Origin of the sequence: Escherichia sp. WS547, assembly GCF_046486065.1 — a bacterium.
Lineage (GTDB): Bacteria > Pseudomonadota > Gammaproteobacteria > Enterobacterales > Enterobacteriaceae > Escherichia > Escherichia coli.
In genome coordinates this window covers 123,983-149,670 of sequence record NZ_JBJQMA010000011.1, presented here as the reverse complement: position 1 = coordinate 149,670, position 25,688 = coordinate 123,983, and the positions used below count along the sequence as shown (strand labels likewise).

Genomic DNA, 25,688 nt, shown 5'->3' with positions numbered 1-25,688 from the left:
GTCTAAATAGGCTGATTCAAGGCATTTACGGGAGAAAAAATCGGCTCAAACATGAAGAAATGAAATGACTGAGTCAGCCGAGAAGTATTTCCCCGCTTATTCGCACCTTCCAAAGAAGTGATGGTGCAGTTGATGAATCAGGGAAACCGTTCTTCGCTGCTGCAGGCGTGGATTGATGATGGCGATACGTCGTTACCACCAGAAAAAATTCAGGTTCCTTTCATGTTAACGCCACCAGTGGCAAAAATAGGGGCAAATTCCGGGCAGCAAGTAAAAATCAAAATTATGCCGAATAAACTGCCCACTAATAAAGAGAGCATTTTTTATCTGAATGTTCTGGATATTCCACCAAATAGTCCAGAGCAAGAGGGCAAGAATGCACTGAAATTTGCAATGCAAAACAGAATTAAATTGTTTTACCGGCCTGCGGGTATTGCGCCAGTAAATAAAGCGACATTTAAAAAGTTACTGGTAAATCGCAGTGGCAATGGATTGGTGATAAAAAATGACTCAGCAAATTGGGTAACGATTTCGGATGTCAAAGCTAATAATGTCAAAGTCAATTATGAAACTATTATGATTGCCCCCTTAGAAAGTCAGAGTATTAATGTCAAAAGTAATAATGCGAATAACTGGTATCTGACCATTATCGATGACCATGGCAACTATATTAGTGACAAAATTTAATTGCAGGAGCTGCCTATGTTGAGAATGACCCCACTTGCATCAGCAATCGTAGCGTTATTGCTCGGCATTGAAGCTTATGCAGCTGAAGAAACCTTTGATACCCATTTTATGATAGGTGGAATGAAAGACCAGCAGGTTGCAAATATTCGTCTTGATGATAATCAACCCTTGCCGGGGCAGTATGACATCGATATTTATGTCAATAAGCAATGGCGCGGGAAATATGAGATCATTGTTAAAGACAACCCGCAAGAAACATGTATATCAAGGGAAATTATCAAGCGGTTAGGCATTAATACCGATAACTTTGCCAGCGGTAAGCAATGTTTAACATTTGAGCAACTTGTTCAGGGTGGGAGCTATACCTGGGATATCGGAGTTTTTCGTCTCGATTTCAGTGTCCCGCAGGCGTGGGTGGAAGAACTGGAAAGTGGCTATGTTCCACCGGAAAACTGGGAGCGGGGTATTAATGCGTTTTATACCTCTTATTATGTGAGTCAGTATTACAGCGACTATAAAGCGTCGGGTAATAGCAAGAGTACATATGTACGTTTTAACAGCGGGTTAAACTTACTGGGGTGGCAACTGCATTCTGATGCCAGTTTCAGTAAAACAAATAGCAATCCAGGGGGGTGGAAAAGCAATACCCTGTATCTGGAACGTGGATTTGCCCAACTTCTCGGCACGCTTCGCGTGGGTGATATGTACACATCAAGCGATATTTTTGATTCTGTTCGCTTCAGCGGTGTGCGGTTGTTTCGTGATATGCAGATGTTGCCTAACTCGAAACAGAATTTTACTCCACGGGTGCAGGGGATTGCTCAGAGTAACGCGCTGGTAACTATTGAACAGAACGGTTTTGTGGTTTATCAGAAAGAGGTTCCTCCTGGCCCGTTTGCGATTACAGATTTGCAGTTGGCCGGTGGTGGAGCAGATCTTGATGTCAGCGTGAAAGAGGCGGACGGTTCGGTAACCACCTATCTGGTGCCTTATGCAGCGGTGCCGAATATGCTGCAACCTGGCGTGTCGAAATATGATTTTGCGGCGGGTCGTAGCCATATTGAAGGGGCGAGCAAACAAAGTGATTTTGTCCAGGCGGGTTATCAGTATGGTTTTAATAACTTATTGACGCTGTATGGCGGATCGATGGTCGCGAATAATTATTACGCGTTCACTTTGGGGACTGGCTGGAATACACGCATTGGTGCCATTTCCGTCGATGCCACGAAGTCGCATAGTAAACAAGACAACGGCGATGTGTTTGACGGGCAAAGTTATCAAATTGCCTACAACAAATTTGTGAGCCAAACGTCGACGCGTTTTGGTCTGGCGGCCTGGCGTTATTCGTCGCGTGATTACCGGACATTTAACGATCATGTTTGGGCAAACAATAAAGATAATTATCGCCGTGATGAAAACGATATCTATGACATTGCCGATTATTACCAGAACGATTTTGGCCGTAAAAATAGCTTTTCTGCCAATATGAGCCAGTCATTGCCAGAAGGCTGGGGTTCTGTGTCCTTAAGTACGTTATGGCGAGATTACTGGGGGCGTAGCGGCAGCAGTAAGGATTATCAGTTGAGTTATTCCAACAACCTGCGACGGATAAGCTATACCCTCGCGGCAAGCCAGGCTTATGACGAGAATCATCATGAAGAGAAACGTTTTAATATTTTTATATCGATTCCCTTTGATTGGGGTGATGACGTTACGACGCCTCGTCGGCAAATATATATGTCTAACTCAACGACGTTTGATGATCAGGGTTTTGCCTCAAATAATACGGGATTATCGGGAACCGTTGGAAGCCGGGATCAATTTAACTATGGGGTCAACCTGAGTCATCAGCATCAGGGAAATGAAACGACAGCTGGAGCGAATTTAACCTGGAACGCGCCGGTTGCGACAGTGAATGGCAGTTATAGTCAGTCGAGTACTTATCTACAGGCTGGAGCCAGTGTTTCAGGGGGCATTGTCGCCTGGTCGGAGGGCGTTAATCTGGCGAACCGTCTTTCCGAAACGTTTGCAGTGATGAATGCGCCAGGAATTAAAGATGCTTATGTCAATGGGCAAAAATATCGCACAACAAACCGTAATGGAGTGGTGGTATACGACGGAATGACACCTTATCGGGAAAATCACCTGATGCTGGATGTGTCGCAAAGCGATAGCGAAGCAGAATTGCGCGGTAACCGGAAAATTGCCGCACCTTATCGCGGCGCGGTTGTACTGGTTAATTTTGATACCGATCAGCGCAAGCCCTGGTTTATAAAAGCGTTAAGAACGGATGGGCAACCATTAACGTTTGGTTATGAAGTCAATGATATCCATGGTCATAATATTGGCGTTGTCGGCCAGGGAAGCCAGTTATTTATTCGCACCAATGAAGTACCGCCGTCGGTTAATGTGGCAATTAATAAGCAACAAGGACTTTCATGCACAATCACCTTCGGTAAAGAGATTGATGAAAGTAGAAATTATATTTGCCAGTAATAGTCAGGTGGTTCTATGAAAATTCGCATAATGCTATTTATATTAATGATGATGGTTATGCCAGTGAGCTATGCAGCATGTTATAGTGAGTTATCTGTTCAGCACAATTTGGTTGTTCAGGGGGATTTTGCACTTACTCAAACACAAATGGCGACCTATGAGCATAATTTTAATGATTCGTCATGCGTGAGTACAAATACTATCACCCCTATGAGCCCGTCGGATATTATTGTTGGACTTTATAACGATACCATTAAATTAAATTTACATTTTGAATGGACCAATAAAAATAACATCACGTTGTCAAATAATCAGACCAGTTTCACCAATGGTTATTCGGTAACGGTGACACCTGCAGCCAGTAATGCAAAAGTGAATGTTTCTGCGGGGGGCGGCGGTTCAGTGATGATTAATGGAGTTGCGACATTATCCAGTGCTTCATCATCGACACGCGGGAGTGCCGCAGTACAATTTCTACTGTGTTTATTAGGTGGCAAGTCATGGGATGCATGTGTAAATAGCTACAGAAATGCATTGGCACAAAATGCAGGTGTCTATTCCTTTAATCTGGCATTGTCATATAACCCGATAACAACGACCTGCAAACCGGACGATTTATTAATTACTTTAGAGAGTACTCCCGTTTCACAATTACCAGCCACAGGTAACAAAGCAACAATAAATAGTAAAAAAGGAGATATTATTCTGCGTTGTAAAAATTTATTAGGTCAACAAAATCAAACATCACGAAAAATGCAGGTGTATTTATCAAGTTCTGATTTGTGGGGCAGTAGTAACACGATCCTGAAAGGTGCGGAAGATAATGGCGTAGGGTTTATTCTTGAAAGTAATGGTTCGCCAGTCACACTTTTAAATATCACTAACAGCAGTAAAGGATATACAAATTTAAGGAAGGTGCGAACAAGTTCCTGATATGAGATCATCATATTCATCCGGAGCGCATCCCAGAGGGACATCATGAGCCATCAACTCACCTTCGCCGATAGTGAATTCAGCACTAAGCGCCGTCAGACCCGAAAAGAGATTTTCCTCTCCCGCATGGAGCAGATTCTGCCATGGCAGAATATGACCGCTGTCATCGAGCCGTTTTATCCCAAGGCGGGCAATGGCCGACGGCCCTATCCGCTGGAGACCATGCTGCGTATTCACTGCATGCAGCATTGGTACAACCTGAGCGACGGTGCCATGGAAGATGCCCTGTACGAAATCGCCTCCATGCGCCTGTTTGCCCGATTATCCCTGGATAGCGCCCTGCCGGATCGCACCACCATCATGAATTTCCGCCACCTGCTCGAGCAGCATCAACTGGCCCGTCAATTGTTCAAGACCATCAATCGCTGGCTGGCCGAAGCAGGCGTCATGATGACCCAAGGCACTTTGGTGGATGCCACCATCATTGAGGCACCCAGCTCTACCAAGAACAAAGAGCAGCAACGCGATCCGGAGATGCATCAGACCAAGAAAGGCAATCAGTGGCACTTTGGCATGAAGGCCCACATTGGTGTCGATGCCAAGAGTGGCCTGACCCACAGCCTGGTCACCACCGCGGCCAACGAGCATGACCTCAATCAGCTGGGTAATCTGCTTCATGGAGAGGAGCAATTTGTCTCAGCCGATGCCGGCTACCAAGGAGCGCCACAGCGCGAGGAGCTGGCCGAGGTGGATGTGGACTGGCTGATCGCCGAACGTCCCGGCAAGGTAAAAACCTTGAAGCAGCATCCGCGCAAGAACAAAACGGCCATCAACATCGAATGCATGAAAGCCAGCATCCGTGCCAGGGTGGAGCACCCGTTTCGCATCATCAAGCGGCAGTTCGGCTTCGTGAAAGCCAGATACAAGGGGCTGCTGAAAAACGATAACCAACTGGCGATGTTATTCACCCTGGCCAACCTGTTTCGGGTGGACCAAATGATACGTCAGTGGGAGAGATCTCAGTAAAAACCGGAAATAACGCCAGAAATTGTGGAAAAAATAGCCTAAATAGGCTGATTCGATGTGTTTGCGGGAAAAAAATCGGCCCAGATCCGCGAAATTTTAATCAGCGAGTCAACTTGGGAAGAAATGACCTGCTTATTCGCACCTTCCTTAAAGGAAGTTGCTGCGAAGTCAAAACTTACAGATACAACGGTTTCAATTCCGATAACTGCCAGTTACTACGTCTACGATACAAACAAAGTTAAATCTGGCGCACTGGAGGCAACCGCATTAATCAACGTGAAATACGACTAATAACAAGCAAGACGAGCAAGTGGCTAATAATAAAAAATAACAAGGTGTCTGCATTTCCCCCTCATGATGAGGGGGCTTTTTTTAGCGATGATAAAAAATCTCACCGTCGTAGGCTTTAATGATTTTACCGTCGGTGTCGCTGATCAACACGTACGCGCCACCCATATAGGTCCAGTGCGTCCCGGCATCAGGCGCGGGCAGGTTACGTAACTGCCACTGCTTAATGTTGTACTCATCGGTGCGGTACATCTCTGGGACGGTATCGCCTGGTTTGAAATGCTTAAAGTCAGCAATGAAACTGCTTAACTCATACTTAGAAATTCCCGAGGTATTGGTCGAACCCGCGGTGGCTGGTGCGGCCCAGGCGGCACTGGTAACCAGCAAAAGCGCACCCAGCAACATCTTATTTTTAATGGTCATAAACTCTCCACTTTGGGGATCTGTAATATCAGTCGCATATCTTTCCTGCCATACAATATAACTGGCAAGCGATATTTTGTTAGTGATCCCATGATTTCGTAAAAAGTGTAAATGAAAGGATGCCCTAAAAGCATCCTTAGCGAGCAGAGAGTCAGCGGAAATAGCTGATTTAAGAATCATCCTGGGCTGAAGATAACATGCAAGCCTAAAGGATTGAGTTATCGCATTATGCCCATGAAGCCATGTACGCCCATATACACACCAACTAAGCCAATCAACAGACTGGAAAAATAGGGGGCGCGTTTAGCGAGAGTGTTAAATCCGCTCCAGCGTTTTGCGACCTGCTGAACGCTGATTGCTGCGCCAACGCCTACGGTGACAAGCGTTAACGCCAGGCCAATGCTGAAACTGACGACCAGTGTTGCGCCCAGTGTCAGGGCTTTCAACTGAATGCATATCAACAGCACGGTAATTGCTGCCGGGCAGGGGATAAGGCCACCGGTTAAGCCAAATAGCAAAATTTGCCAGTTGGTGACCTCTCTACCATCAAAGCGTCGTTTAATGTCATTGGCATGGGCTCGTGCATGGGCATCCTGATACTCGCCATGTTCGTGATGGTGATGATGTCCATGGTTGTGGTGATCTTCGTGATCGTGGTGATGATGCTCATGATCATGCTCGTGCATATTCTCCAGCCAGTTTCGTTCGCCGCGCCAGGTACGCCAGAACATCCAGAACGCGGTGCCAATAATGATCACTGCGGAAATCAACTGGAGCCACGGTTCTGCTGATTGAGCAGTAAAGCGCTTGCTGATCACCATCCCGCCAAAGGCAATCAACCAGACCACTGCGGTATGCGAAATGGTTGCTGCCAGTCCGAGCATCACCGCCTGTTTAATGGTGCCTTTGATGGCGATGATAAACGCCGCCATCATCGTTTTTGAGTGCCCTGGTTCCAGGCCATGAAGCGCACCAAGTAAGATGGCGCTGGGGATGAAGAACCAGGCGTTTCCTTGCTGAAGAAGAGTTGTAAATTCGGTCATGATAATAATTCTTAGTATTAATTCGGCAATCTGATTCTACTCCCCCCCAGTACCTGATACTACCCCCCAGTAGATTAATAGTGCTATGATTTTTCATATTCTTATTAACCAGGTGTTGCCATGTCTCATACCATCCGTGATAAACAGAAACTGAAAGCGCGTGCCAGTAAGATTCAGGGCCAGGTCGTGGCGCTCAAGAAAATGCTCGACGAGCCGCACGAATGCGCTGCAGTTTTACAACAGATTGCTGCTATCCGTGGCGCGGTAAACGGTCTGATGCGGGAAGTGATTAAAGGTCATCTGACGGAACACATCGTTCACCAGGGGGATGAGCTAAAACGTGAAGAAGATCTGGATGTCGTTCTGAAGGTGCTGGATTCTTATATCAAATAATTTATTAACGCGATTGTAAAACTGCGGTTTTTACTCGTTTACAACGCGTGCGCTGGACATTACCATCCTCCTCTGCGATTTATCATCGCAATCAAACGACTCGGGGTGCCCTTCTGCGTGAAGGCTGAGAAATACCCGTATCACCTGATCTGGATAATGCCAGCGTAGGGAAGTCACGGACCACCAGGTCATTGCTTCTTCACGTTATGGCAGGAGCAAACTATGCAAGTCGACCTGCTGAGTTCCGCGCAATCTGCGCACGCGTTACATCTTTTTCACCAACATTCCCCTCTTGTGCACTGCATGACCAACGATGTGGTGCAAACCTTTACTGCCAATACCTTGCTGGCGCTCGGTGCATCCCCAGCGATGGTTATCGAAACCGAAGAGGCCAGTCAGTTTGCGGCTATCGCCAGTGCGTTGCTGATTAACGTTGGCACGCTGACGCAGCCACGCGCACAGGCGATGCGTGCCGCCATTGAACAGGCAAAACGCTCTCAAACACCCTGGACGCTTGATCCAGTAGCGGTGGGTGCACTCGATTATCGCCGCCGTTTTTGTCTGGAACTTCTGTCTCATAAGCCAACCGCCATACGTGGTAATGCTTCGGAAATCATGGCATTAGCTGGCGTTGCTAATGGTGGACGGGGAGTGGATACCACTGACGCCGCAGCTAATGCGATACCCGCTGCACAAACACTGGCACGGGAAACTGGCGCAATCGTCGTGGTCACTGGCGAGATGGATTATGTTACCGATGGACATCGTATCATTGGTATTCACGGTGGCGATCCGTTAATGACCAAAGTGGTAGGAACTGGCTGTGCATTATCGGCGGTTGTCGCTGCCTGTTGTGCGCTACCAGGCGATACGCTGGAAAATATCGCATCTGCCTGTCACTGGATGAAACAAGCCGGAGAACGCGCAGTCGCCAGTAGCGAGGGGCCAGGCAGTTTTGTTCCACATTTCCTTGATGCGCTCTGGCAATTGACGCCGGAGGTGCAGGCATGAAACGAATTAACGCTCTGACGATTGCCGGTACTGATCCGAGTGGTGGTGCGGGGATTCAGGCCGATCTTAAAACCTTCTCGGCACTTGGCGCTTATGGTTGCTCAGTGATTACTGCACTGGTGGCGCAAAATACCCGTGGCGTACAGTCGGTGTATCGCATTGAGCCTGATTTTGTCGCCGCCCAGCTCGATTCGGTGTTCAGCGATGTGCGAATCGACACCACTAAAATCGGTATGTTGGCGGAAACCGATATTGTTGAAGCGGTGGCAGAACGGTTGCAACGTTATCAGATCCAAAACGTGGTACTCGACACCGTTATGCTGGCAAAAAGCGGCGACCCGCTGCTTTCACCTTCGGCGGTTGCTACGCTGCGCAGTCGATTATTGCCACAGGTTTCATTAATAACGCCAAACTTGCCCGAAGCTGCTGCCTTGCTCGACGCGCCACACGCGCGCACCGAACAGGAAATGCTGGAACAAGGGCGATCGCTGTTGGCGATGGGCTGTGGCGCAGTGCTAATGAAAGGTGGTCATCTGGATGATGAGCAAAGCCCTGACTGGCTGTTTACTCGTGAGGGGGAACAACGATTTACTGCACCGCGCATTATGACCCAAAACACCCACGGCACTGGTTGTACGCTCTCTGCGGCGTTGGCTGCACTACGCCCGCGCCATACAAACTGGGCTGACACCGTACAGGAGGCAAAAAGCTGGCTTTCATCGGCGTTAGCCCAGGCCGACACGCTGGAAGTTGGTCACGGTATTGGTCCGGTTCACCACTTCCACGCCTGGTGGTGAGCACCGTACTATAGCTGCTTTGGTTATTGTCAGCCTTTGGCACTGACATTCAGGGATGAAACCAATGCAGCTAAGAATCACCAGTCGAAAAAAACTCACCGCTTTATTATGCGCTCTTGGGCTAATTTCCATCGTTGCGATTCATCCGCGTCAGACGGTGAATTTTTTCTATTCGACAGCAATTCAGATTAAAGACTACATCCACTTCTACGGTTATCGCCCGGTTAAATCTTTCGCTATTCGCATTCCTGCCAGTTACACCATTCACGGAATAGATGTTTCGCGCTGGCAGGAGCGAATCGACTGGCAGCGGGTGGCAAAAATGCGCGATAACGGTATTCGCTTGCAATTTGCCTTTATCAAGGCGACGGAAGGCGAAAAGCTGGTGGACCCCTATTTTTCGCGTAACTGGCAACTAAGCCGCGAAAATGGCCTGCTGCGCGGGGCGTATCATTATTTTTCCCCGTCGGTATCCGCTTCAGTTCAGGCGAGATTATTTCTGCAAACGGTGGATTTCTCACAAGGCGATTTCCCTGCCGTGCTGGACGTAGAAGAACGGGGAAAATTATCGGCAAAAGAATTACGCAAGCGGGTAAGTCAGTGGCTAAAAATGGTCGAAAAAAGTACGGGGAAAAAGCCGATTATTTACTCAGGAGCCGTTTTTTATCACACGAATCTGGCGGGCTATTTCAATGAATATCCGTGGTGGGTGGCTCATTACTATCAACGTCGTCCGGACAATGACGGAATGGCCTGGCGCTTCTGGCAGCATTCCGACCGTGGACAGGTAGATGGCATCAATGGTCCGGTGGATTTTAATGTATTTAATGGCACGGTGGAGGAGTTGCAGGCATTCGTTGATGGGATTAAAGAAACGCCTTAAATAAGAAGCAGTGATATACTCCCACCAGACTCCCTGGCAGGAAAAAGACAAATGGAACAAGCGCATACCCAGCTGATTGCCCAACTGAACGAACGTATTTTAGCGGCGGATAACACGCCGCTTTATATTAAGTTTGCCGAAACGGTAAAAAATGCCGTGCGCAGCGGGGTGCTGGAGCATGGCAATATTTTGCCCGGTGAGCGTGATTTAAGTCAGTTAACCGGCGTTTCGCGCATTACGGTGCGCAAGGCGATGCAGGCGCTGGAAGAAGAGGGCGTGGTGACGCGTTCGCGTGGTTACGGTACGCAGATCAACAACATCTTCGAATACTCGTTGAAAGAAGCGCGAGGTTTTTCTCAGCAGGTGGTATTGCGCGGGAAAAAGCCCGATACACTATGGGTTAACAAGCGTGTCGTGAAATGTCCCGAAGAAGTCGCGCAGCAGCTAGCGGTCGAAGCAGGAAGTAATGTCTTTTTGCTTAAGCGTATTCGCTATGTCGATGAAGAAGCGGTATCAATTGAGGAATCGTGGGTTCCTGCGCATTTAATTCATGATGTTGATGCCATCGGAATTTCTCTTTATGACTACTTCCGCAGCCAGCACATTTACCCACAACGTACGCGTTCCCGCGTTAGCGCCCGGATGCCGGATGCCGAGTTTCAGTCACATATTCAGTTAGATAGCAAAATACCGGTGCTGGTGATCAAGCAAGTGGCGCTTGACCAACAGCAACGGCCTATTGAGTACAGCATCAGCCACTGTCGCAGCGATCTATACGTTTTTGTGTGCGAGGAGTAGTTCCTCGCGCGTTGGCGCACAATCACCGCCCCGATGCCCGACAACCCACGACGCCACTGCATTGCCCAGTAATACGGCATCCGCCAGTGGCAGACCAGAGGCTAGCCCGGCAAGTACGCCACCTGCATGACTGTCGCCCGCCCCAATGGTGTCTACTACTTGCGTTGGAAATGCCGGAATGCAGCCAGAAGCGTCGTTGCTGAAATACCATGCGCCCTCTTTATCGAGACGAATGATCAACGGCGCGGCAAATTTCTCCTGCCATTGCTTGCCAAGTGTTGTTATCTCTGCGGATAAAGCAAAACGTTCGGCGGCAATCTCAGCCTCCTGACGATTGAGTGACACTAAAGGTCGACAGGCCATGATCCGCGCCAGCAATGCATCCGGGATATCGCCAATACGTGGGCCAAAATCGATAAACGGCGTCACGTCTTGCAGCTTTTCCAGCCATTCCACTAATAATTCGCCGCAGGGCGAGGCCAGTTGATAACCGGAAAAATAGAGCAGGCTGCCAGGCGCAACGGTTAATCGCGCCAGCCACTGGCGATTCCACTGATTTTCCACACCGCTGAATGACATAAAAGTGCGTTCGCCATCCGGCTCAACCAGCGCCAGACACCAGCCGTTATCACCTTCGGCGTTATCGATCAGGCTGATTAAGCCCTCTTTTGCCATCCGGTTGCGAATAATCTCCGCCCACACGCCCTGACCGAGCGGCAAGGCGTTACCCGCTTCGATGCCGAGGCGCTTTAACGCCACGGCAATATTCAGTGCGCAGCCGCCAACGTTAACGCTCTGCTGTTTCAGTTCGATATCGCACCCACGCCAGGGGAGGGCATAAGCGTCGGCGATCACGTCAATGACCGCCGCGCCGACGACCATCACCGACTGACGCGTGGTTAATTCAGGCAGCAGCGTGTGTAATCGAGCGCCGCTCATACCGCCTCCCGTTGTTGACGATATTTCGCCAGCGCTGTGGCATAGCGGTTGAAATCAAGCTGATTTACCGCATCCAGCTCCACCTTTAACGCAGGATCGATAGCGTTAATGCCATGCAACGCGCCGCAGATTGCCGTCGCCATAGCACCGATGGTGTCTGTATCGCCGCCAAGGTTAGCGCAGAGGACGGCGCAACGGTTCGGGTCGGTTTGTGCCAGTTCAACCAGCGCAATGGCGCACGGAACGGACTCAATAGTGCTGGTACCTGCGCCAACGACCTGGTAAAGCTGTTCGCTGGCGGATTCAGTGCCGTCGGCATTGCGCACAATTTTCAGCGCAATCTCCAGGCGCGCCGCCAGTGAGGCGCTGAAGGTGGTGATGCGTTTTTGCTGTGCATGTCGCGCAATCGAGGGTAGTGAATCAACAATCGCTGACCAGCTTTCTCCGTCAATGGCACGGGAAATCGCCCATGCGATGACTACCGCACCTGCAACCGCCAGATCGGATTTATGGGTCGGGCTGGACGCCAGCGCCACATCATCAATAAAGGAATCAACATCACGCGCCGGAAGCAAACAACCTAATGGCGAGACGCGCATCGCTGCGCCGTTGGTCACGCCGTTGTTTTCCAGTTCAGCAACGGGTTTACCGTCGCGAATGGCGTTGAGAGCAATCTTCGAGGTCGGACCTAGTACGTTTTTGTTAAAGGCGTCGAAACGCAGCGCCCAGTCGAGAATATTACGCCCAATCAGATCCGGATCGATCTTGCCTTTACGTTCCAGTAACGCATCCGCCAGACACAGCGCCATCGAGGTATCGTCGGTGAATTCGGCGCGGTTAAAATAACAGGCCGCGTTATTCTCCTTTGGTCCAGGCAGAAAACGGTCAATCCAGCCAAAGTGTGCTTTAACGCGGCTGCGTGGCCAAAGCTCGGAGGGCATCCCCATCGCATCCCCTAACGCCTGCCCATAAAGAGCACCGAGAATACGTTCTGTTTTCATTTAACTTCCCCTTGTGTCAACGCAATATCGCGATCATCGACCTTGATAGCCGTAATTTCGTTGTCGGATTCGCGGAAAAAAATCATGAACAGCACGGCGATAATGGCAATCATCACCGCGCCGAAAGTCCACATCCCGGACCAGTTGAAAGTCAGTCCGTTTACCGGTTCCTGATAAGCGAACATCTTTTCCATCATCACACCGCCAAGACGATAGCCGAGCAAACTGCCGAAGCCCTGGCAGCAGAGCGTGATCAGCCCCTGCGCAGCGGTACGCATATGCACGGGGGCTTTTTTATCGACATAGATGTAAGCGGTAACGTAGTAAAAATCGTAACTTACTCCATGCAGCAAAATGCCGAGGAACAGTAACGCGTAGGTGAAATATTCATCCGCACTACCGTAAATAAAGAAGCCATAGCGGATCGCAGCGGTGACCAGACCAAGTAATAATACCTTTTTGATACCAAAGCGTTTGGTAAAAAACGGCAATGCCAGCATAAAGAAGATTTCAGAGAACTGGCCGAGCGTCATCCAGCCGGTGGCGTTTTTCATGCCGACTTCTGTCAGATAACCGTTGGCAAAGATGTAATAGAACGCCAGTGGCATCGCAAACAGGAATGAACAGAAGAAAAAGACGAGGAAGTTTTTATCGCGCAGCAGGATCAGCGCATCCAGGCCGAGCATGACTTTAATGTCCATTTTGCCGGTGCTTTTTGGCGGCGTGTCGGGCAGGAAAAACGCAAACACACCGAGCAGAGCAGAACTTCCGGCGGTAATCAGTAGCGGGATGTTAGTCGGAGAGATATCGGCATAACCCAGCATTTGCGGCAAAAATCCACATGCCAGACCGGAGGCAATCCAGCCGATAGTGCCCATCACACGAATGCGTGGGAAATCACGCTCCACATCCGGCACGTTGGCAAAAGCGATACTGTTAGTCAGCGCAATGGTCGGCATATAGGTTAGCGAGGTAGGCCAGCAGTAACGGGAAGAACCCGGCAAAAGTGGTCTGTTGCGCAGCGAAATACATCAGCGCCGCACCAGCGAACATCAATACCGCCAGCACTTTCTGCGCCGAGAAAAAGCGGTCAGTGATGGAGCCAACCAGAATTGGCGACAGGATCGCCGCAATGGCGGTACAGGCATACGACCAGCCAATTTCTCCGGCACTAAAACCGCTTTTACTTAACCACAACCACAATGGCACAAACCACGCGCCCCAGATAAACCATTCAACAAACATCATGAACGACAGCTTTGCTGTTGTTTTCATCTTTTAATTCCTTCATGACAGGTAATGTAAGGTACGCGATGACAATACCATTTAATAATACCTTTTAAATACCTTTGCGGTGAAAACTTGACCGCGGTAACATTTTTTCTGATGAATCGAGCCAACAGAAAACGCTGAAAAAACATCCAAAAGATGGAAAAACTCGCCTGTAACGACCAGGATTATGATTGCCCGCAAAAGGCGGGCCAGGACAATCCATAGCCGATATCCAATCGGAATTTACGGGAGCATAGTAATGACAGATATTGCGCAGTTGCTTGGCAAAGACGCCGACAACCTTTTACAGCACCGTTGTATGACTATTCCTTCTGACCAGCTTTATCTCCCCGGGCATGACTACGTAGACCGCGTGATGATTGACAATAATCGCCCGCCAGCGGTGTTACGTAATATGCAGACGTTGTACAACACTGGGCGTCTGGCTGGCACAGGATATCTTTCTATTCTGCCGGTTGACCAGGGCGTTGAGCACTCTGCCGGAGCTTCATTTGCCGCTAACCCGCTCTACTTTGACCCGAAAAACATTGTTGAACTGGCGATCGAAGCGGGCTGTAACTGTGTGGCGTCAACTTACGGTGTGCTGGCATCGGTATCGCGGCGTTACGCGCATCGCATTCCATTCCTCGTCAAACTTAATCACAACGAGACGCTAAGTTACCCGAATACCTACGATCAAACGCTGTATGCCAGCGTGGAGCAGGCCTTCAACATGGGCGCGGTGGCGGTTGGTGCGACTATCTATTTTGGTTCGGAAGAGTCACGTCGCCAGATTGAAGAAATTTCTGCGGCTTTTGAACGTGCGCACGAGCTGGGCATGGTGACAGTGCTGTGGGCCTATTTGCGTAACTCCGCCTTTAAGAAAGATGGCGTTGATTACCATGTTTCCGCCGACCTGACCGGTCAGGCAAACCATCTGGCGGCGACCATAGGTGCAGATATCGTTAAACAAAAAATGGCGGAAAATAACGGCGGCTATAAAGCGATTAATTACGGTTATACCGACGATCGCGTGTACAGCAAGTTAACCAGCGAAAACCCGATTGATCTGGTGCGTTATCAGTTAGCTAACTGCTATATGGGCCGGGCAGGGTTGATAAACTCCGGCGGTGCTGCAGGCGGTGAAACTGACCTCAGCGATGCAGTGCGTACTGCGGTCATCAACAAACGCGCTGGCGGAATGGGGCTGATTCTTGGACGTAAGGCGTTCAAGAAATCGATGGCTGACGGCGTGAAACTGATTAACGCCGTGCAGGACGTTTATCTCGATAGCAAAATTACTATCGCCTGATGTGCTTTGTACGACCAGCACTGCCACGTATGACGGATAAGGCGTTTACACTGCATCCGGCATAAAATAACGCGCACTTTGCTACGGCTTCCCTATCGGGAGGCCGTTTTTTTGCCTTTCACTCCTCGAACAATTTTCATATTGTCGTTTTTGTGATCGTTATCTCGACATTTAAAAACAAATAATTTCATTATATTTTGAAATCGAAAACAAACGACAGGATATGAAAATGTACGTGGTATCGACAAAGCAGATGCTGAACAACGCACAGCGCGGCGGTTATGCGGTTCCGGCATTCAATATTCACAATCTCGAAACGATGCAAGTGGTGGTAGAAACCGCTGCCAACCTGCATGCGCCGGTCATCATCGCCGGAACGCCTGGCACATTTACTCATGCCGGTACAGAAAATTTGTTGGCGCTGGTCAGCGCGATGGCGAAGCAATATCACCATCCACTGGCGATTCATCTCGACCATCACACGAAATTTGACGATATCGCTCAGAAGGTTCGTTCTGGCGTGCGCTCAGTCATGATTGACGCCTCGCATTTGCCTTTTGCGCAAAATATTTCACGGGTCAAAGAGGTGGTGGATTTTTGCCATCGCTTTGATGTCAGCGTCGAAGCGGAGCTGGGGCAACTTGGCGGCCAGGAAGATGATGTGCAAGTCAATGAAGCCGATGCTTTTTATACCAACCCCGCTCAGGCGCGTGAATTTGCCGAGGCAACCGGAATTGATTCCCTGGCGGTCGCCATCGGCACGGCTCATGGTATGTATGCCAGCGCACCGGTGCTTGATTTTTCTCGACTGGAGAACATTCGCCAGTGGGTGAACTTACCGCTGGTGCTGCATGGCGCGTCAGGGTTATCGACTAAGGATATTCAGCAAACCATCAAACTGGGGATATGCAAAATCAACGTTGCAACGGAGCTGAAAAATGCCTTCTCGCAGGCGTTAAAAAATTACCTGACCGAGCACCCCGAAGCGACCGATCCCCGGGATTATTTGCAGTCGGCTAAATCCGCAATGCGCGATGTGGTGAGCAAAGTGATTGCCGATTGTGGCTGCGAGGGCAGGGCATAACGCACCTGCCATTTAACAAGGAAAAAACATGAAAACGTTAATTGCCCGGCATAAAGCTGGTGAACATATCGGCATATGTTCAGTCTGTTCTGTCCATCCGTTGGTTATCGAAGCGGCGCTGGCATTTGATCGCAACAGCACGCGCAAAGTGCTGATTGAAGCAACGTCAAACCAGGTCAATCAATTTGGCGGTTATACCGGAATGACACCGGCAGACTTTCGCGAATTTGTTTTTACGATTGCCGATAAAGTCGGATTTGCTCGTGAGCGTATTATTCTCGGCGGCGACCATCTGGGGCCAAACTGCTGGCAGCAAGAAAATGCGGATGCGGCGATGGAAAAATCCGTCGAGCTGGTAAAGGCATATGTTCGTGCTGGCTTCAGTAAAATTCATCTTGATGCGTCAATGTCCTGCGCGGGGGATCCTATACCGTTAGCACCAGAAACGGTTGCGGAACGAGCTGCTGTGCTTTGCTTTGCTGCGGAAAGTGTGGCGACAGATTGCCAGCGTGAGCAACTGAGCTATGTCATTGGCACCGAAGTTCCGGTTCCGGGCGGTGAGGCCAGCGCCATTCAGTCAGTACACATTACCCGGGTTGAAGATGCCGCCAATACTTTACGTACGCATCAAAAGGCCTTTATTGCCCGTGGGCTGGCAGAGGCGTTAACACGCGTGATTGCCATTGTGGTGCAGCCAGGCGTGGAATTTGATCACAGCAATATTATCCATTATCAGCCGCAGGAAGCACAGCCGCTGGCGCAATGGATAGAAAACACCCGAATGGTTTATGAAGCACATTCTACCGATTACCAGACCCGGACGGCTTATTGGGAATTAGTCCGCGATCACTTTGCAATATTGAAAGTCGGTCCCGCATTAACCTTTGCTTTACGTGAGGCGATATTTGCGCTGGCGCAAATTGAGCAGGAACTTATCGCCCCAGAAAATCGCAGCGGTTGCCTGGCGGTAATTGAAGAAGTGATGTTTGACGAACCGCAATACTGGAAAAAATATTATCGTACGGGTTTTAACGATTCATTACTGGATATTCGTTACAGCCTGTCGGATCGTATTCGTTATTACTGGCCGCATAGTCGGATTAAAAATAGCGTCGAAACGATGATGGTGAATCTGGAAGGCATGGAAATCCCTCTGGGCATGATTAGTCAGTATCTTCCTAAACAATTTGAACGCATTCAGTCCGGGGAATTATCAGCAATACCGCATCAGTTGATTATGGATAAAATTTATGATGTTTTGCGCGCCTATCGCTACGGCTGTGCGGAATAAGGACGGTATATGACTAACCTGTTTGTTCGTAGCGGAATTTCTTTTGTCGATCGTAGCGAAGTTTTAACCCATATCGGTAATGAGATGCTCGCGAAAGGTGTGGTTCATGATACCTGGCCACAGGCATTAATTGCCAGAGAAGCAGAATTCCCTACCGGGATAATGCTTGAGCAGCACGCCATTGCAATACCGCATTGTGAGGCGATTCATGCTAAGTCGTCAGCCATTTATCTGTTAAGGCCAACAAATAAAGTTCATTTTCAGCAAGCGGATGATGATAACGACGTGGCGGTATCGTTGGTTATTGCGTTAATTGTGGAAAATCCGCAGCAGCAATTGAAACTTTTACGCTGTTTATTTGGCAAGTTACAACAGCCCGAGATCGTCGAGACACTAATCACTCTTCCTGAAACCCAGTTAAAGGAATACTTCACAAAGTATGTTTTAGATTCAGACGAATAAATCCCTCTGTAACAATAAAAAGGACTATTTATGAAACGCAAGATTATTGTCGCTTGCGGAGGCGCGGTTGCGACCTCCACGATGGCGGCGGAAGAAATTAAAGAGTTGTGTCAGAGTCATAATATTCCTGTTGAATTAATCCAGTGTCGGGTTAATGAAATAGAAACCTATATGGATGGCGTGCATTTGATATGTACTACCGCCAAAGTTGACCGTAGTTTTGGCGATATTCCGTTAGTTCACGGCATGCCTTTTGTTTCTGGTGTCGGTATCGAAGCATTACAAAATAAAATTCTGACTATCTTACAGGGGTGACCTATGTTTTCAGAAGTCATGCGTTATATTCTCGACCTCGGCCCTACGGTGATGCTGCCGATTGTCATCATTATTTTTTCTAAAATATTAGGCATGAAGGCAGGCGATTGCTTTAAAGCGGGTCTGCATATCGGGATTGGCTTTGTTGGCATTGGCCTTGTGATTGGCTTAATGCTGGATTCCATTGGCCCGGCGGCGAAAGCGATGGCGGAAAATTTCGACCTGAATCTGCATGTGGTCGATGTCGGTTGGCCGGGCTCTTCACCAATGACCTGGGCGTCGCAAATTGCGCTGGTGGCGATTCCGATTGCGATTCTGGTTAACGTGGCGATGCTACTGACCCGTATGACGCGGGTGGTAAATGTTGATATCTGGAATATCTGGCATATGACCTTCACCGGCGCATTGCTGCATCTGGCAACCGGTTCATGGATGATAGGGATGGCGGGTGTGGTAATTCACGCGGCGTTTGTTTATAAGCTCGGCGACTGGTTTGCCCGCGATACCCGAAATTTCTTTGAGCTGGAAGGCATTGCCATTCCGCACGGTACGTCGGCGTATCTGGGGCCAATTGCGGTGCTGGTGGATGCTATCATCGAGAAAATCCCAGGCGTTAACCGTATTAAATTTAGCGCCGACGATATTCAGCGCAAATTTGGCCCATTTGGCGAGCCTGTCACCGTGGGTTTTGTGATGGGGCTAATTATCGGCATCCTCGCGGGTTACGATGTCAAAGGTGTATTGCAGCTGGCGGTAAAAACGGCGGCAGTTATGCTGCTGATGCCACGGGTGATTAAACCCATCATGGATGGTTTAACGCCCATCGCTAAGCAGGCCCGTAGTCGTTTACAGGCGAAGTTCGGCGGTCAGGAGTTCCTGATTGGCCTTGATCCGGCGTTGCTGCTGGGGCATACGGCGGTGGTATCGGCAAGCCTGATTTTTATTCCACTCACCATTTTAATTGCTGTTTGTGTGCCGGGTAATCAGGTGCTGCCGTTTGGCGATCTTGCAACTATCGGCTTCTTCGTGGCGATGGCGGTCGCCGTGCATCGTGGAAATCTGTTCCGCACCTTAATCTCGGGTGTCATCATTATGAGCATCACCCTGTGGATCGCGACGCAAACTATTGGTTTGCACACCCAACTGGCGGCCAATGCTGGGGCGTTAAAAGCCGGAGGTATGGTGGCTTCAATGGATCAGGGCGGTTCTCCCATTACCTGGTTACTGATTCAGGTTTTCTCCCCGCAAAATATTCCCGGTTTCATTATTATCGGCGCAATTTATCTGACCGGTATTTTCATGACCTGGCGTAGAGCGCGTGGTTTTATTAAACAAGAGAAAGCCGTTCTCGCAGAATAATTTTTACCTGAGGGGGAGGTAATCCCCCTTAACAATCAGGAGTTTTTATGAAATCAGTGGTGAATGATACTGATGGTATCGTGCGCATTGCAGAAAGCGTCATTCCTGAAATTAAACATCAGGATCAGGTGCGGGTAAAAATTGCCAGCTCGGGCTTATGTGGTTCCGATTTACCCAGGATATTTAAAAATGGTGCACATTATTATCCAATAACGTTAGGCCATGAATTTAGCGGCTATATTGATGCGGTGGGATCCGGTGTTGATGATTTACACCCTGGCGATGCGGTTGCCTGTGTGCCGTTATTACCCTGTTTTACTTGTCCAGAGTGTTTGAAAGGGTTTTATTCCCAGTGCGCAAAATATGATTTTATTGGCTCGCGGCGTGATGGTGGATTTGCTGAATATATTGTCGTTAAGCGAAAAAATGTCTTTGCTCTACCCACGGATATGTCTATTGAGGATGGGGCTTTTATTGAGCCGATTACCGTTGGCCTGCATGCTTTTCATTTAGCGCAAGGTTGTGAGAATAAAAACGTTATTATTATTGGTGCCGGAACCATTGGCCTGCTGGCAATTGTGCGCTGTCGCGCTGGGAGCAAAGAGTGTGACGGCTATCGACATTAGCTCAGAAAAACTGGCTCTGGCAAAATCTTTCGGGGCGATGCTAACATTTAACAGCCTTGAAATGAGCGCGCCGCAAATGCAGGGCGTTTTACGCGAGCTGCGCTTTAATCAGCTTATCCTCGAGACGGCTGGTGTCCCGAAAACCGTCGAACTGGCGGTAGAGATTGCCGGGCCTCATGCCCAGCTGGCGCTGGTGGGCACGTTGCATCAGGATCTGCATTTAACATCGACAACGTTTGGCAAAATATTACGTAAAGAGCTGACGGTTATCGGCAGCTGGATGAACTACTCCAGCCCTTGGCCGGGGCAGGAGTGGGAAACGGCGAGCCGGTTGCTGACAGAACGTAAGTTAAGCCTGGAGCCATTAATCGCTCACCGTGGAAGCTTTGAAAGCTTCGCCCAGGCGGTGCGTGACATCGCTCGTAATGCTATGCCGGGCAAAGTGTTGCTCATTCCCTGAAACCGCGGGCCAGCGTGATGCTGGCCCGGTATTGTGCAAAACAGATCATTCACCAATGGTCCCCCTTCGTTTACACTAGCCACAATTGAATATGGGTAAATGACGATGAATTCATTCGAGCGAAGGAATAAGATCATCCAATTAGTGAATGAACAGGGAACCGTGCTTGTTCAGGATCTGGCGGGAGTATTTGCTGCCTCGGAAGCGACAATCCGTGCCGATTTGCGCTTTCTCGAACAAAAAGGCGTGGTTACGCGCTTTCATGGCGGTGCGGCGAAAATAATGTCCGGTAATAGTGAAACCGAGACCCAGGAAGTTGGGTTTAAAGAGCGATTTCAGCTCGCCAGCGCGCCAAAAAACAGAATAGCGCAGGCGGCAGTCAAAATGATCCACGAAGGGATGACCGTTATTCTCGACAGCGGAAGTACGACAATGCTTATCGCCGAAGGATTAATGACCGCCAAAAATATCACGGTGATTACCAACAGTCTCCCGGCAGCATTTGCCCTTTCCGAAAATAAAGACATTACTCTGGTCGTCTGTGGTGGGACCGTCCGCCATAAAACACGCTCGATGCATGGTTCCATTGCCGAGCGTTCATTGCAGGATATTAATGCCGATTTAATGTTTGTCGGTGCTGATGGTATTGATGCGGTTAATGGTATTACGACCTTTAATGAAGGTTATTCGATTAGCGGGGCGATGGTTACAGCCGCAAATAAAGTGATTGCCGTTCTCGATTCATCGAAATTTAATCGTCGCGGTTTTAATCAGGTACTGCCAATCGAAAAAATTGACATTATTATTACCGATGATGCCGTGTCAGAGGTGGATAAACTGGCATTGCAGAAGACACGGGTGAAATTAATTACGGTGTAGTATTGCTCTGTATGCCGGATAAAGTTTTTACACCGCATCCGGCATTACGGATTCTCCCTGGTTCAAGAGAGAATAGTGTGATTAACGCAACAATGGGCAATCTGGTGGTAATCGACAACGCAACGCCGCCGGAAGTATTTCAATATGAAAGTTTTGTCCGCTCAACGGTTCGCCATCAAGATTAAAAGTGATTTCGTGTGGGGCTTGTATATCAAACCACGACGAAGCGCCTTCGATAATATTCGGGTTATCTTCGTCAGATTTTAATGTTGATACGAGAGCCGGAAGAATTTCATCGCCGGTAAAAATGCGCAGTTGCAGCAAGCCATCGTTAATTAACGCGTTCGGGCACAATTGCTGACCGCCACCGGCCTGACGCCCGTTACCAATACCAATGACCAGGGCGTCACCTTGCCAGTGAAAGTTTTCACCGCGGATCTCACAACGGTCCGGTTGCAGAGTATCCATGCGCATTAAGCCATGAATGATGTAAGAGACGCCACCCAGCGCGGCTTTTAATTTTTCCGGCGTTTCTGTGGTAATACGCGTCCCAAATCCGCCTGTCGCCATATTAATAAAACAGGTTTGTTTGTTGACCTGCGCCATATCTATCGCAATGGCGTCACCGGCAATTGCCAGTTTCAGCGCCTTATCCAGTGCCTCAGGAATCCTTACACTGGTGGCAAAATCATTGGCGGTTCCTAATGGCAAAATTCCTAGCGCGGGTATGTCATCCCCCTCACACTGAATCAACGCCGTAGAAACTTCATTAATGGTGCCATCGCCACCACCGGCAATCACCGTTGCGACGCCCAACTTCCGGGCCTCCTCTACATATCGTGCGGCATCGCCTTTCTCCCAGGTGACCCGCACATGGATCGTCATTCCTTCCTCACGCAACAGCATAATTGCTTCGCGCAATGGTAAATTGTCAGTACTTTTGCCATTAAGAATCAGTAAGCTGGCGGGAAATTCTGCCATGATCGTATGTGCCTTTATGATTGGTCTGTAGATAGTGTAGAGCAGAAAAGAAAAGGTGGAGTCAGAACAGGATGAAAGTCGGAGGATAAAAAATCAGTTCAAGTATGGAGGATTCAGTGGTTACCACCAGGAGCTTGCAATGGGGACAGTGAATGTTAACGGTAGCCACCGGTAAATTTCAAAAAAGAGCATATACCTAATATTCAACTAAACAGTGGCATCTTCACTATCTTATTCTAAATATATTAAAGCCCTCATGGGGATACCTGGGCAGGGCTTCATGTTTGTAATTCCTACTTATGTAGGAAATGTTGTACAGAACATTTATTATAATCCTATTCAATTATAATAATCATGCCATTATTATATTTTAACACCAGAGCGTGTCGTTGGTATTTAATGGGGGAAGGTAAGATGAAAAAGATAGCTGCTATATCATTAATTAGTGTTTTTCTTATGTCTGGGTGTGCTGTACATAATGATGAGACAAGTATCGGTAAATTTGGTCTTGCATATAAAAGTAATATTCAGCGTAAACTCGATAACCAATACTACACCGAAGCCGAAGCTTCTTTAGCCAGGGGCAGAATATCTGGTGCAGAAAATATAGTAAAAAATGATGCAGCTCATTTCTGTGTTACTCAGGGCAAAAAAATGCAGATAGTTGACCTGAAGACAGAAGGTGCAGGATTACATGGCGTCGCTCGTCTGACATTCGAATGTGGAGAGTGAGAATATTTTTTGGTAAGCGTCAAACATGCGCGTTCTGGTTGTGCTTAGCCGGAACCTGTGCGAGCACGATGCCGTTACGTGAAAGGCATCGTGCTATGAAGGGAGATTCTATCGATGTGGTCAATGGAAGACGGTCACCTGGGATCAATCCGTCTCTATGGTTTATGCACAAAAAATAAGCCCGTGTAAGGGAGATTACACAGGCTAAGGAGGTGGTTCCTGGTACAGCTAGCATTTTATGGGTTATGTTTTTCAGCGAAACAGATGATAACCTTAATAAATGCAGCTGTATGTGATCGGTTTCTAAGAATTTTCCATCCGGGAAAAATAATCGAAATTAATCACTTACCGTGGGGGTTACGCGTGGTTTCCCCGGAGAAATTACGCATCAGCAGCGCGTAATTTAGCTCAAGATCCTGCGGCACCGGGATCCACACAGTATAACCATCGCCCGGTGCGACCGGCATTGCTTCGCCTTTGGCGTTTTCCATGTGCTCAAGGGTAAAGTTAATGTTCCCTTGCGGCGTCATCAGCTCAAGGCTGTCGCCAACGGAGAATTTATTTTTCACCGCTACCGCCGCGAGGTCGCCCTTGCGCTCACTGGTAAACTCACCAACAAACTGCTGGCGGTCAGAAACTGAATAACCGTATTCGTAGTTCTGATAATCGTCGTGAGTATGACGACGCAGGAAACCTTCGGTATAGCCACGATGCGCCAGACCTTCCAGGGTTTCCAGCAGGCTGGTATCGAATGGTTTTCCCGCAGCTGCGTCATCGATAGCTTTACGGTAAACCTGCGCGGTGCGTGCGCAATAGTAGAAAGATTTGGTACGGCCTTCGATTTTCAGCGAATGCACGCCCATTTTGGTCAGGCGTTCAACATGGGCGATGGCGCGCAGATCTTTCGAGTTCATGATGTAAGTGCCGTGCTCATCTTCAAACGCGGTCATATACTCGCCCGGACGCTGGGCTTCTTCGATCATAAACACTTTGTCGGTTGGTGCGCCGATCCCCAGCGTCGGTTCAACGTTTTGCACCGGAATCGGTTCGTACTTGTGTACGATGTTGCCGACGTCATCTTCTTTCCCTTCCTGGACGTTATACTCCCAGCGGCAGGCGTTGGTGCAGGTGCCCTGGTTCGGATCGCGCTTGTTGATATAGCCAGAGAGCAGGCAGCGACCGGAGTAGGCCATGCACAGCGCGCCGTGAACGAAGATTTCGATCTCCATATCTGGCACCTGATTGCGGATCTCTTCAATCTCTTCCAGTGACAGTTCGCGAGAGAGGATCACGCGGGTCAGACCCATTTGCTGCCAGAATTTCACCGTCGCCCAGTTCACGGCGTTAGCCTGTACTGAGAGATGGATCGGCATTTCAGGGAAGTGCTCGCGCACCAGCATAATCAGCCCTGGATCAGACATAATCAGCGCATCCGGCCCCATTTCCACCACCGGTTTCAGGTCACGGATAAAGGTTTTCAGCTTGGCGTTGTGCGGTGCAATGTTGACCACGACATAAAACTTTTTCCCCAGCGCGTGGGCTTCATTGATGCCGAGCTGAAGATTTTCGTGGTTAAATTCGTTGTTGCGCACACGCAGGGAGTAACGCGGCTGGCCCGCATAAACAGCATCTGCGCCATAAGCGAAAGCGTAACGCATATTTTTCAGCGTTCCCGCCGGGGAAAGGAGTTCCGGTTTAAACATAATTCTCTCGTTCTGATGACAGGTCAGATCCGCTTCACCTGATGAAGCGGCCAGGGGAGTGCCCCCACTTTAAGGGCGGGCATTGTAGCGCTGTAGGGGGGAGCTGGTAAAGCGCCGGACGCCAACAACCCACGCCCGGCATCGTAATTACGTATTGTCTTTCACCGTCTGGCTTGTGCCATTGGCTTTAACGGAGGCAATTCCGGTTTCACGAGATTGCGCGGTGGCGTACATCTGGCTGGAGCCGATAATTTGATGATTAGCGGCTTTCAGATTGAAATAGAATTTGCCGTTGCTTGCCGTTTTTTTCTCATAGCGTTCTTCTTGCGGGCTGTTGCTACGCACCGACGCGATGCCCTTTTCCGCAGAGGCTTTTGAGGTATACAGCTCGCTGGTAAGGATAGTCTCACCATTGCCCGCTTTTAGCACAAACCGAAATTGATTATCACTGCTTTTACTGAGTTCAAACCAACCAGCCATAATGACTCCTTGAT

Annotated in this window: 22 protein-coding genes, 5 pseudogenes and 1 riboswitch; of the genes and pseudogenes, 19 read left to right on the top strand and 8 right to left on the bottom strand. The window is 49.0% G+C overall.

The window, feature by feature from the left end; translation table 11 throughout:
- Positions 1 to 102: 102 nt before the first annotated feature.
- The 5 genes and pseudogenes from ACJHWK_RS12510 to ACJHWK_RS12490 all read left to right on the top strand — a co-directional run.
- Positions 103 to 687: pseudogene (locus ACJHWK_RS12510) on the top strand (fimbria/pilus periplasmic chaperone); the annotation flags it as partial.
- Positions 688 to 702: 15 nt separating this feature from the next.
- Complete coding sequence (locus ACJHWK_RS12505) at positions 703 to 3,183, top strand: fimbrial biogenesis outer membrane usher protein (protein ID WP_001520833.1); 2,481 nt, start codon at positions 703 to 705, stop codon at positions 3,181 to 3,183.
- A 15-nt stretch (positions 3,184 to 3,198) separates the two neighbouring features.
- Positions 3,199 to 4,113: pseudogene (locus ACJHWK_RS12500) on the top strand (putative fimbrial-like adhesin protein); the annotation flags it as partial.
- 48 nt (positions 4,114 to 4,161) lie between these two features.
- Positions 4,162 to 5,142 (top strand): IS5-like element ISKpn26 family transposase, encoded by a 981-nt coding sequence (locus ACJHWK_RS12495; protein ID WP_097308405.1) that lies wholly within the window; start codon positions 4,162 to 4,164, stop codon positions 5,140 to 5,142.
- Between the two features lie 144 nt (positions 5,143 to 5,286).
- Positions 5,287 to 5,433, top strand: a pseudogene (locus ACJHWK_RS12490) (fimbrial protein); the annotation flags it as partial.
- An 81-nt stretch (positions 5,434 to 5,514) separates the two neighbouring features.
- On the opposite strand, the gene rcnB reads toward ACJHWK_RS12490, so the two are convergent.
- Together rcnB and rcnA are read right to left on the bottom strand one after the other, a co-directional pair.
- Positions 5,515 to 5,853: a Ni(II)/Co(II) efflux transporter accessory subunit RcnB gene (gene rcnB / locus ACJHWK_RS12485; RefSeq protein ID WP_000153067.1), complete on the bottom strand. Its 339-nt coding sequence runs from the start codon at positions 5,851 to 5,853 to the stop codon at positions 5,515 to 5,517.
- A 218-nt stretch (positions 5,854 to 6,071) separates the two neighbouring features.
- Complete coding sequence (rcnA, locus tag ACJHWK_RS12480) at positions 6,072 to 6,896, bottom strand: nickel/cobalt efflux protein RcnA (protein WP_170886189.1); 825 nt, start codon at positions 6,894 to 6,896, stop codon at positions 6,072 to 6,074.
- 120 nt (positions 6,897 to 7,016) lie between these two features.
- On the opposite strand from rcnA, the gene rcnR reads away from it, so the two are divergent.
- From rcnR to ACJHWK_RS12455, 5 genes are all read left to right on the top strand, one after another.
- On the top strand, positions 7,017 to 7,289 hold the full coding sequence (gene rcnR / locus ACJHWK_RS12475) for a Ni(II)/Co(II)-binding transcriptional repressor RcnR (RefSeq protein WP_000019944.1): 273 nt from the start codon (positions 7,017 to 7,019) through the stop codon (positions 7,287 to 7,289).
- A gap of 91 nt (positions 7,290 to 7,380) precedes the next feature.
- Positions 7,381 to 7,477, top strand: a riboswitch (TPP riboswitch).
- 34 nt (positions 7,478 to 7,511) lie between these two features.
- On the top strand, positions 7,512 to 8,300 hold the full coding sequence (thiM, locus tag ACJHWK_RS12470) for a hydroxyethylthiazole kinase (RefSeq protein WP_001195594.1): 789 nt from the start codon (positions 7,512 to 7,514) through the stop codon (positions 8,298 to 8,300).
- Positions 8,297 to 9,097, top strand: a complete 801-nt coding sequence (thiD, locus tag ACJHWK_RS12465) for a bifunctional hydroxymethylpyrimidine kinase/phosphomethylpyrimidine kinase (RefSeq protein WP_000822277.1) — start codon at positions 8,297 to 8,299, stop codon at positions 9,095 to 9,097. Before thiM ends, thiD begins: the two co-directional genes overlap by 4 nt.
- Positions 9,098 to 9,161: 64 nt before the next feature.
- Positions 9,162 to 9,980 (top strand): glycoside hydrolase family 25 protein, encoded by an 819-nt coding sequence (locus tag ACJHWK_RS12460; RefSeq protein ID WP_001520830.1) that lies wholly within the window; start codon positions 9,162 to 9,164, stop codon positions 9,978 to 9,980.
- Positions 9,981 to 10,031: 51 nt separating this feature from the next.
- Positions 10,032 to 10,778, top strand: coding sequence for a GntR family transcriptional regulator (locus ACJHWK_RS12455; protein WP_000434044.1), 747 nt, complete (start codon positions 10,032 to 10,034; stop codon positions 10,776 to 10,778).
- Here the strand turns inward: ACJHWK_RS12455 and ACJHWK_RS12450 are convergent.
- From ACJHWK_RS12450 to ACJHWK_RS12440, 3 genes and pseudogenes are all read right to left on the bottom strand, one after another.
- On the bottom strand, positions 10,752 to 11,717 hold the full coding sequence (locus ACJHWK_RS12450; protein WP_001520829.1) for a carbohydrate kinase family protein: 966 nt from the start codon (positions 11,715 to 11,717) through the stop codon (positions 10,752 to 10,754). The genes ACJHWK_RS12455 and ACJHWK_RS12450 overlap by 27 nt on opposite strands.
- A complete protein-coding gene (locus tag ACJHWK_RS12445; protein ID WP_001520828.1) occupies positions 11,714 to 12,718 on the bottom strand; it encodes an ADP-ribosylglycohydrolase family protein in 1,005 nt (334 codons plus the stop codon). The genes ACJHWK_RS12450 and ACJHWK_RS12445 overlap by 4 nt, the downstream gene beginning before the upstream one ends.
- Positions 12,715 to 13,993: pseudogene (locus tag ACJHWK_RS12440) on the bottom strand (nucleoside permease). Before ACJHWK_RS12440 ends, ACJHWK_RS12445 begins: the two are co-directional and overlap by 4 nt.
- Positions 13,994 to 14,249: 256 nt before the next feature.
- Between ACJHWK_RS12440 and fbaB the strand changes: the two are divergent.
- The 8 genes and pseudogenes from fbaB (at position 14,250) to ACJHWK_RS12400 (ending at position 21,778) form a co-directional block, all read left to right on the top strand.
- Positions 14,250 to 15,302 (top strand): class I fructose-bisphosphate aldolase, encoded by a 1,053-nt coding sequence (gene fbaB / locus ACJHWK_RS12435; protein ID WP_000129551.1) that lies wholly within the window; start codon positions 14,250 to 14,252, stop codon positions 15,300 to 15,302.
- Positions 15,303 to 15,531: 229 nt separating this feature from the next.
- On the top strand, positions 15,532 to 16,386 hold the full coding sequence (gatY, locus tag ACJHWK_RS12430; protein WP_001308759.1) for a tagatose-bisphosphate aldolase subunit GatY: 855 nt from the start codon (positions 15,532 to 15,534) through the stop codon (positions 16,384 to 16,386).
- A gap of 28 nt (positions 16,387 to 16,414) precedes the next feature.
- A complete protein-coding gene (gene gatZ, locus ACJHWK_RS12425) occupies positions 16,415 to 17,677 on the top strand; it encodes a tagatose-bisphosphate aldolase subunit GatZ (RefSeq protein ID WP_170886190.1) in 1,263 nt (420 codons plus the stop codon).
- A gap of 9 nt (positions 17,678 to 17,686) precedes the next feature.
- The gene (gatA, locus tag ACJHWK_RS12420; protein WP_000182900.1) at positions 17,687 to 18,139 is read left to right on the top strand and encodes a PTS galactitol transporter subunit IIA; all 453 of its coding nucleotides are present in this window, start codon (positions 17,687 to 17,689) and stop codon (positions 18,137 to 18,139) included.
- A gap of 30 nt (positions 18,140 to 18,169) precedes the next feature.
- Positions 18,170 to 18,454: a PTS galactitol transporter subunit IIB gene (gene gatB / locus ACJHWK_RS12415; RefSeq protein WP_000823282.1), complete on the top strand. Its 285-nt coding sequence runs from the start codon at positions 18,170 to 18,172 to the stop codon at positions 18,452 to 18,454.
- 3 nt (positions 18,455 to 18,457) lie between these two features.
- The gene (locus tag ACJHWK_RS12410) at positions 18,458 to 19,813 is read left to right on the top strand and encodes a PTS galactitol transporter subunit IIC (protein ID WP_000490663.1); all 1,356 of its coding nucleotides are present in this window, start codon (positions 18,458 to 18,460) and stop codon (positions 19,811 to 19,813) included.
- Positions 19,814 to 19,860: 47 nt separating this feature from the next.
- Positions 19,861 to 20,899, top strand: a pseudogene (gatD, locus tag ACJHWK_RS12405) (galactitol-1-phosphate 5-dehydrogenase).
- 105 nt (positions 20,900 to 21,004) lie between these two features.
- On the top strand, positions 21,005 to 21,778 hold the full coding sequence (locus ACJHWK_RS12400; RefSeq protein WP_001295426.1) for a DeoR/GlpR family DNA-binding transcription regulator: 774 nt from the start codon (positions 21,005 to 21,007) through the stop codon (positions 21,776 to 21,778).
- Between the two features lie 81 nt (positions 21,779 to 21,859).
- Here ACJHWK_RS12400 and yegS read toward each other — a convergent pair whose 3' ends face one another.
- Positions 21,860 to 22,759, bottom strand: coding sequence for a lipid kinase YegS (gene yegS / locus ACJHWK_RS12395; protein ID WP_000807371.1), 900 nt, complete (start codon positions 22,757 to 22,759; stop codon positions 21,860 to 21,862).
- A 414-nt stretch (positions 22,760 to 23,173) separates the two neighbouring features.
- Between yegS and ACJHWK_RS12390 the strand changes: the two genes are divergently transcribed.
- Positions 23,174 to 23,491 carry a hypothetical protein gene (locus tag ACJHWK_RS12390; RefSeq protein ID WP_170886191.1) on the top strand — a complete coding sequence of 106 codons (318 nt, stop codon included), beginning with the start codon at positions 23,174 to 23,176 and terminating at the stop codon, positions 23,489 to 23,491.
- A 341-nt stretch (positions 23,492 to 23,832) separates the two neighbouring features.
- Here the strand turns inward: ACJHWK_RS12390 and yegQ are convergent, their stop codons facing one another.
- Complete coding sequence (yegQ, locus tag ACJHWK_RS12385) at positions 23,833 to 25,194, bottom strand: tRNA 5-hydroxyuridine modification protein YegQ (RefSeq protein ID WP_001520824.1); 1,362 nt, start codon at positions 25,192 to 25,194, stop codon at positions 23,833 to 23,835.
- 147 nt (positions 25,195 to 25,341) lie between these two features.
- Positions 25,342 to 25,674 carry a YegP family protein gene (locus tag ACJHWK_RS12380; RefSeq protein ID WP_000929408.1) on the bottom strand — a complete coding sequence of 111 codons (333 nt, stop codon included), beginning with the start codon at positions 25,672 to 25,674 and terminating at the stop codon, positions 25,342 to 25,344.
- Positions 25,675 to 25,688 lie beyond the last annotated feature (14 nt).

Coding starts and splice junctions, on each gene's coding strand:
- thiD (WP_000822277.1), top strand. CDS start 8,297: ATGAAACGAATTAACGCTCTGACGATTGCCGGTACTGATCCGAGTGGT.
- yegS (WP_000807371.1), bottom strand. CDS start 22,759: ATGGCAGAATTTCCCGCCAGCTTACTGATTCTTAATGGCAAAAGTACT.
- thiM (WP_001195594.1), top strand. CDS start 7,512: ATGCAAGTCGACCTGCTGAGTTCCGCGCAATCTGCGCACGCGTTACAT.
- fbaB (WP_000129551.1), top strand. CDS start 14,250: ATGACAGATATTGCGCAGTTGCTTGGCAAAGACGCCGACAACCTTTTA.
- rcnB (WP_000153067.1), bottom strand. CDS start 5,853: ATGACCATTAAAAATAAGATGTTGCTGGGTGCGCTTTTGCTGGTTACC.
- gatA (WP_000182900.1), top strand. CDS start 17,687: ATGACTAACCTGTTTGTTCGTAGCGGAATTTCTTTTGTCGATCGTAGC.
- ACJHWK_RS12390 (WP_170886191.1), top strand. CDS start 23,174: ATGAAAAAGATAGCTGCTATATCATTAATTAGTGTTTTTCTTATGTCT.
- ACJHWK_RS12400 (WP_001295426.1), top strand. CDS start 21,005: ATGAATTCATTCGAGCGAAGGAATAAGATCATCCAATTAGTGAATGAA.
- rcnA (WP_170886189.1), bottom strand. CDS start 6,896: ATGACCGAATTTACAACTCTTCTTCAGCAAGGAAACGCCTGGTTCTTC.
- ACJHWK_RS12450 (WP_001520829.1), bottom strand. CDS start 11,717: ATGAGCGGCGCTCGATTACACACGCTGCTGCCTGAATTAACCACGCGT.
- ACJHWK_RS12460 (WP_001520830.1), top strand. CDS start 9,162: ATGCAGCTAAGAATCACCAGTCGAAAAAAACTCACCGCTTTATTATGC.
- yegQ (WP_001520824.1), bottom strand. CDS start 25,194: ATGTTTAAACCGGAACTCCTTTCCCCGGCGGGAACGCTGAAAAATATG.
- rcnR (WP_000019944.1), top strand. CDS start 7,017: ATGTCTCATACCATCCGTGATAAACAGAAACTGAAAGCGCGTGCCAGT.
- gatB (WP_000823282.1), top strand. CDS start 18,170: ATGAAACGCAAGATTATTGTCGCTTGCGGAGGCGCGGTTGCGACCTCC.
- gatZ (WP_170886190.1), top strand. CDS start 16,415: ATGAAAACGTTAATTGCCCGGCATAAAGCTGGTGAACATATCGGCATA.
- ACJHWK_RS12455 (WP_000434044.1), top strand. CDS start 10,032: ATGGAACAAGCGCATACCCAGCTGATTGCCCAACTGAACGAACGTATT.
- gatY (WP_001308759.1), top strand. CDS start 15,532: ATGTACGTGGTATCGACAAAGCAGATGCTGAACAACGCACAGCGCGGC.
- ACJHWK_RS12505 (WP_001520833.1), top strand. CDS start 703: ATGTTGAGAATGACCCCACTTGCATCAGCAATCGTAGCGTTATTGCTC.
- ACJHWK_RS12495 (WP_097308405.1), top strand. CDS start 4,162: ATGAGCCATCAACTCACCTTCGCCGATAGTGAATTCAGCACTAAGCGC.
- ACJHWK_RS12445 (WP_001520828.1), bottom strand. CDS start 12,718: ATGAAAACAGAACGTATTCTCGGTGCTCTTTATGGGCAGGCGTTAGGG.
- ACJHWK_RS12380 (WP_000929408.1), bottom strand. CDS start 25,674: ATGGCTGGTTGGTTTGAACTCAGTAAAAGCAGTGATAATCAATTTCGG.
- ACJHWK_RS12410 (WP_000490663.1), top strand. CDS start 18,458: ATGTTTTCAGAAGTCATGCGTTATATTCTCGACCTCGGCCCTACGGTG.